The organism is Achromobacter sp., from assembly GCF_032113835.1.
Classification (GTDB): domain Bacteria; phylum Pseudomonadota; class Gammaproteobacteria; order Burkholderiales; family Burkholderiaceae_B; genus Achromobacter.
The window spans coordinates 1-6,130 of the sequence record NZ_DAMCTG010000155.1 but is presented as its reverse complement, the minus strand read 5'-3'; the positions used below and the strand labels follow the sequence as shown (position 1 = coordinate 6,130).

The 6,130-nt window shown below is 65.3% G+C and carries 4 protein-coding genes and 1 pseudogene; 4 read left to right on the top strand and 1 reads right to left on the bottom strand.

What is annotated here, in order from left to right; all coding sequences use genetic code 11:
- Positions 1-239 (bottom strand): annotated as a pseudogene (locus RT697_RS26705) (amidohydrolase); the annotation flags it as partial.
- Positions 240-487: 248 nt separating this feature from the next.
- Between RT697_RS26705 and RT697_RS26700 the strand changes: the two are divergent.
- The 4 genes from RT697_RS26700 to RT697_RS26685 form a co-directional block, all read left to right on the top strand.
- Positions 488-1,666 carry an isovaleryl-CoA dehydrogenase gene (locus RT697_RS26700; RefSeq protein WP_313702643.1) on the top strand — a complete coding sequence of 393 codons (1,179 nt, stop codon included), beginning with the start codon at positions 488-490 and terminating at the stop codon, positions 1,664-1,666.
- Positions 1,667-1,688: 22 nt separating this feature from the next.
- On the top strand, positions 1,689-3,581 hold the full coding sequence (aceK, locus tag RT697_RS26695) for a bifunctional isocitrate dehydrogenase kinase/phosphatase (RefSeq protein WP_313702642.1): 1,893 nt from the start codon (positions 1,689-1,691) through the stop codon (positions 3,579-3,581).
- A 35-nt stretch (positions 3,582-3,616) separates the two neighbouring features.
- On the top strand, positions 3,617-4,798 hold the full coding sequence (locus tag RT697_RS26690; protein ID WP_105236874.1) for an acetyl-CoA C-acetyltransferase: 1,182 nt from the start codon (positions 3,617-3,619) through the stop codon (positions 4,796-4,798).
- A 229-nt stretch (positions 4,799-5,027) separates the two neighbouring features.
- Positions 5,028-6,130 (top strand): carboxyl transferase domain-containing protein (locus RT697_RS26685; RefSeq protein WP_313702641.1); only part of this gene is annotated, 1,103 nt, incomplete at its 3' end.

The window sequence follows — 6,130 nt, the reverse complement described above, 5'->3', positions numbered from 1 at the left end:
TCCTGCATGGGCAGCGCGTCCATGTCGGCGCGCAGCATGATGGCCCGGTCCGACGTGCCCCGCTTGATCACGCCGACCACGCCCGTCTTGGCGATGCCCGTGTGTGTTGCGATGCCCCAGCCGCGCAGCGTGTCGGCCACCACCTTGGCCGTGCGGTGCTCTTCGTAGCAAAGCTCCGGGTGCATGTGAATGTCGCGTCGCAACGCCACGATGTCGTCCAGATTGGAAAGTTCGAGCACAGCTGACTCCGTCGGATATTTCAGGATTAAAGGGCCGCATCAAGTATTGCCCATCGTCCCTGTCGCAGCGGTGCGCAACGCGCTAGGGATAACCCTCATCCAATTTACGTTTACGTAAACGTAATATTTGCACTGCATCATTGCGCAGCGCCGGACGATCGGCGCATCATGGATCCACCCCGCGACGGCGGCCAAGACACGCACGCGCAGGTCCATGAATGTAAGTACCTACTATCACGGAGACACTGATGAATCTTCCCGGCCTGAACTTCGACCTGGGCGAAGACCTGGACATGCTGCGCGACGCCGTACGCAATTTCGCGCAGGCCGAGATCGCGCCGCGCGCCGCGGAAGTCGATCGCAGCGACCAATTCCCCATGGACCTGTGGCGCAAGTTCGGTGACCTCGGCGTGCTGGGCATGACCGCCGACGAGGAATACGGCGGCGCCAACATGGGCTATCTGGCCCACATGGTCGTCATGGAAGAAATCTCCCGCGCCAGCGCCTCCATCGGCCTGTCGTACGGCGCGCACTCCAACCTGTGCGTGAACCAGATCAACCGCAACGGCACCGCCGCCCAGAAGGCCAAGTACCTGCCCAAGCTGATCTCCGGCGAACACGTCGGCGCGCTGGCCATGAGCGAACCGGGCGCGGGCTCCGACGTCGTCAGCATGAAGCTGCGCGCGGAAAAGAAGGGCGACCGCTACGTGCTGAACGGCACCAAGATGTGGATCACCAACGGCCCGGACGCCGACACCCTCGTCGTCTACGCTAAGACCGACCCCGAGGCCCACCAGCGCGGCATCACTGCCTTCCTGGTCGAAAAGGGCTTTGCGGGCTTTTCCGTGGCGCAGAAGCTGGACAAGCTGGGCATGCGCGGCAGCCACACCGGCGAGCTGGTGTTCCAGGACTGCGAGATCCCCGAGGAAAACGTGCTGGGCCAGGTCAACGGCGGCGTGAAGGTGCTGATGAGCGGCCTGGACTACGAACGCGCCGTGCTGTCCGGCGGACCGCTGGGCATCATGCAGGCCGTGATGGACGTGGTGGTGCCCTACATCCACGACCGCAAGCAATTCGGACAAGCCATCGGCGAATTCCAGCTCATCCAGGGCAAGGTCGCCGATCTGTACACCACGCTGCAGGCCAGCCGCGCCTTCTGCTATCAGGTCGGCAAAAACCTGGACAAACTGGGGTCCGACCACGTGCGCCAGGTACGTAAGGACTGCGCCGCGCTCATCCTGTACACCGCCGAAAAGGCCACGTGGATGGCGGGCGAGGGCGTGCAGATCCTGGGCGGCAACGGCTACATCAACGAATACCCGGTCGGCCGCCTGTGGCGCGACGCCAAGCTATATGAAATTGGCGCCGGCACCAGCGAAATCCGCCGCATGCTGATCGGCCGCGAACTCTTCAACGAAACCGCCTGACGCCTTATCCACAGCCTGCGCCATGATCCGCACGTCCGACATCCAGCACATCGAGCAGGCCCCCGCCCCGGGGCCGTCTCCGCTGGAGGTCGCGCGCCTGATCCTGGCCGGCTTTGACCGGCACTACGCGCTGTTTCGCTACAGCGCGCAGCGCGCCAAGGCCCTGTTCGAATCCGGCGACTGGCACGGCATCCAGCATCTGTCGCGCGAACGCATCGAGTACTACGACATGCGCGTGCGCGAATGCGCCACGCAACTGGAAGGCGTGCTGCGCGGGCGGCCCGAGGGCGCGGTCGGCAGCACGAGCAACGGCGCAGAGCACGCCGCCAAAAACGGCAACGGCGCCGCCGCCCCGTCCCTGACCGACGCGCAGACCGCCTACTGGCAGCAGATCAAGCAGGAGTTCGTCGGCCTCTTGGGCGAACACCGCCAGCCCGAATGCGCCGAGACCTTCTTCAACTCGGTCTCGTGCCGCCTGCTGCACCGCGATTACTTCCACAACGATTTCCTGTTCGTACGTCCGGCAGTCGCCACCGACTATCTGGACAGCAGCGTGCCGTCCTACCGCGTGTACTACCCGGCGACCGACGGCCTGGAAAAAAGCCTGATCCGCATGGTGGCCGACTTTGGCCTGGCGCTGCCTTTTGAAGACCTGCCGCGCGACACGCGATTGCTGGCGCGCGCCGCGGTGTCGAAGCTTCGCGCTGTCCTGCCGCGCCACGTCGGCCGGCGCATCGCCACCGACTGCCAGCTTCATGCGCTGGGGTCGCTGTTCTTTCGGAACAAGGGCGCGTACATCGTTGGCCGCCTGATCAACCAGACCACTGTCTATCCCTTTGCCATCGCGCTGACACGCAATCCGGCCGGGCAGGTGACGCTGGACGCGCTGCTGCTGGGCGCGGACGACCTGAGCACGCTGTTCAGCTTTACCCGCGCGTATTTCCTGGTGGACATGGAAACGCCCGCGGCGGTGGTCAACTTTCTGTCGAGCCTGTTGCCGCGCAAACCCAAGGCCGAGCTCTACACCATGATCGGCCTGCAAAAGCAGGGCAAGACGCTGTTCTACCGCGACTTCCTGCATCACCTCGCCCACTCGCGCGACGCCTTCGACATCGCCCCCGGCATCAAGGGCATGGTGATGTGCGTGTTCACGCTGCCATCCTATCCGTACGTGTTCAAGCTCATCAAGGACCGCATCGACAAGGACGGCATGGATCACGCCACCGTGCGGCGCAAGTACCAGATGGTCAAGCTGCACGACCGCGTGGGCCGCATGGCCGACACCTGGGAATATTCACAGGTCGCCCTGCCGCGCGCCCGGTTCGCCCCCGCGCTGCTGGACGAACTGCGGCGCCTCGTGCCCAGCCTTTTCGAAGAAACCGGCGACACCGTCGTCATCCGCCACGTCTACATCGAACGCCGGATGACGCCGCTGAACCTGTATCTGCAACAGGCGCCGGACGCGCTGCTGGACCACGCGGTGCGCGAATACGGGGACGCCATCCGCCAGCTGGCTGCGGCCAACATCTTCCCCGGCGACATGCTTTACAAGAATTTCGGCGTCACACGTCTGGGCCGCGTCGTCTTTTATGACTACGACGAAATCCAGCGCATGACCGAGATGAACTTCCGGCGCATTCCGCCGGCCCCGAATGAAGAAGCGGAGATGGCCTCCGAACCCTGGTACGCCATCGGCCCGAACGACGTCTTCCCCGAGGAATTCGGCCGCTTCCTGCTGGGCGACACGCGCGTGCGCGGCGCCTTCATGCGTCACCATGCCGACCTCTTGGAACCGGACTGGTGGCAGGCCTGCCGCGCCCACGTGGCGCAAGGCAGGATTGAAGAATTTTTCCCTTACGATAAGGACAGACGCCTGCGCGCAGACCGCCCTTCAAACGGCAACGCGGTGTTGTAACCCAATCGCTGTCCCGACCCTCACAGGAGCAAGTCATGTCAGATCCCATCGTCATCGTTTCCGTCGCCCGCACGCCCATGGGCGGCATGCTGGGCAACCTGTCCGGCCTGGCCGCGCACGAGCTGGGCTCGGTCGCCATCAAGGCCGCCGTCGAACGCGCCGGCATCAAGCCCGAGCAGGTCGACGAAGTCATCATGGGCAACGTGCTGCAAGCCGGCCAGGGCCAGGCGCCTGCCCGCCAAGCCGCGCTGGGCGCCGGCCTGCCGCTGGGCGTGGCGTGCACCACCATTCACAAAGTCTGCGGCTCGGGCCTGAAGGCCGCGATGTTCGGCCACGACCTGCTGGCTTCGGGCAGCGCCGAGATCGTCGTCGCCGGCGGCCAGGAAAGCATGAGCAACGCACCGTACCTGCTGCTCAAGGGCCGCCAGGGCTACCGCTACGGCCACAACACCGTGTACGACCACATGGCGCTGGACGGCCTGGAAGACGCCTACGACAAGGGCAAGGCCATGGGCGTGTTCGCCGAAGACTGCGCCTCCAAGTACTCGTTCACGCGCGAACAGCAGGACGCGTTCTCGCTGGAATCGCTGCGCCGCGCGCGTGCCGCTTCGGAAGACGGCAGCTTCAAGTGGGAAATTGCCCCCGTCACCGTCGCCGGCCGCAAAGGCGACACCGTGATCGACACCGACGAAGCCCCCACCAAGGCCATGCCGGAAAAGATCCCGACCCTCAAGCCCGCGTTCAAAAAGGACGGCACCGTCACCGCCGCGAACTCGTCGTCGATCTCCGACGGCGCCGCCGCCATGGTGCTGATGCGCGCGTCCACCGCCGAAAAGCTCGGCGTCAAACCGCTGGCCCGCATCGTCGCGCACTCGCAGCACTCGCAGGAACCCAACTGGTTCACCACCGCCCCCGTCGGCGCGCTGAAGAACCTGTTCAACAAGACCGGCTGGAAGGCCGAGGACGTGGACCTGTACGAGATCAACGAAGCCTTCGCGGTGGTCGCCATGGCCGCCATGACCGACTTCAAACTCTCGCCTGAAAAGGTCAACATCCACGGCGGCGCCACCGCGCTGGGCCACCCGATCGGCGCCTCCGGCGCACGCTTGGTGGCCACCCTGATCGGCGCGCTGCGCAAGACCGGCGGCAAGCGCGGCGTGGCCACGCTGTGCATCGGCGGCGGCGAAGCCGTCGCGATGGCCATCGAAATGGTCTAAGCGGTTGCCTGCTTGAGACACGGGCTTCGGCCTGTGTCTCAAGCAGGATTTCGCTGCGCCTTTCTGGCATTGCAACCACCGCGACGGGTCGGTCGCGGGCCATGCAGGAAAGGCGCAACGAAATCCTGATTTTTCCAATCGACAAGAATGCCCGGCCCACCGGGCAGCGAGACAACCCGCTCACACCGAGCGCCTTCAAATTCCAATCAAGCAGGACGGGTGGTACCCCATGCCCATCATCGAATCCCGCATCAATCCGCGGTCGCAGGACTACATCGACAACGCCAGCGCCATGCAGGCGCAACTGGACGATCTGAACCAGCAACTGGCGCAGACGGCCTTGGGCGGCAGCGAATCCGCCCGCGCCAAGCACACCGCGCGCGGCAAACTCCTGCCGCGCGACCGCGTTGAAAACCTGATCGATCCGGGCACCCCGTTCCTGGAACTGTCGCCCATGGCGGCGCACGGCATGTATGACGGCGACGCGCCCGGCGCGGGCGTCATCACCGGCATCGGCCGCGTGTCCGGCACCGAGTGCGTCATCGTCTGCAACGACGCCACGGTCAAGGGCGGCACCTACTATCCGATGACGGTCAAGAAGCACCTGCGCGCGCAGGAGATCGCCGCGCAGAACAACCTGCCGTGCGTGTATTTGGTGGACTCGGGCGGCGCGAACCTGCCGCAGCAGGACGAAGTCTTTCCCGACCGCGACCACTTCGGCCGCATCTTCTACAACCAGGCGCAGATGTCGGCGCAGGGCATCGCGCAGATCGCCGTGGTGATGGGCTCGTGCACCGCCGGCGGCGCGTATGTGCCCGCCATGAGCGACGAGTCCATCATCGTCCGCAACCAGGGCACCATCTTTCTGGGCGGCCCGCCGCTGGTCAAGGCGGCCACCGGTGAAGAAGTCAGCGCCGAAGACCTGGGCGGCGGCGACGTGCACACGCGCCTGTCCGGCGTGGTCGACCACCTGGCCGCCAACGACATGCACGCGCTGCAACTGGCGCGCAATGCGGTTGCGCGCCTGAACCGCAAGAAGCCGCAGCCGCTGGCCACCATTCCCGTGCGCGAGCCGCGCTTCGATCCCAGCGAACTGAACGGCATCATTCCCGCCGACACCCGCAAGCCCTACGACGTGCGCGAAGTCATCGCGCGCATCGTCGACGGCTCCGAGTTCGACGAGTTCAAAGCGCGCTTCGGCCCCACGCTGGTCACCGGCTTTGCGCACATCCACGGCATGCCCGTCGGCATCGTCGCCAACAACGGCATCCTGTTCTCCGAGTCCGCGCAGAAGGGCGCGCACTTCATCGAACTGTGCGCGCAGCGCAAGAT

What these genes read in the sequence shown, in the direction of transcription:
- RT697_RS26700 (WP_313702643.1), top strand. Translation starts at nt 488, where the DNA reads ATGAATCTTCCCGGCCTGAACTTCGACCTGGGCGAAGACCTGGACATG.
- aceK (WP_313702642.1), top strand. Translation starts at nt 1,689, where the DNA reads ATGATCCGCACGTCCGACATCCAGCACATCGAGCAGGCCCCCGCCCCG.
- RT697_RS26690 (WP_105236874.1), top strand. Translation starts at nt 3,617, where the DNA reads ATGTCAGATCCCATCGTCATCGTTTCCGTCGCCCGCACGCCCATGGGC.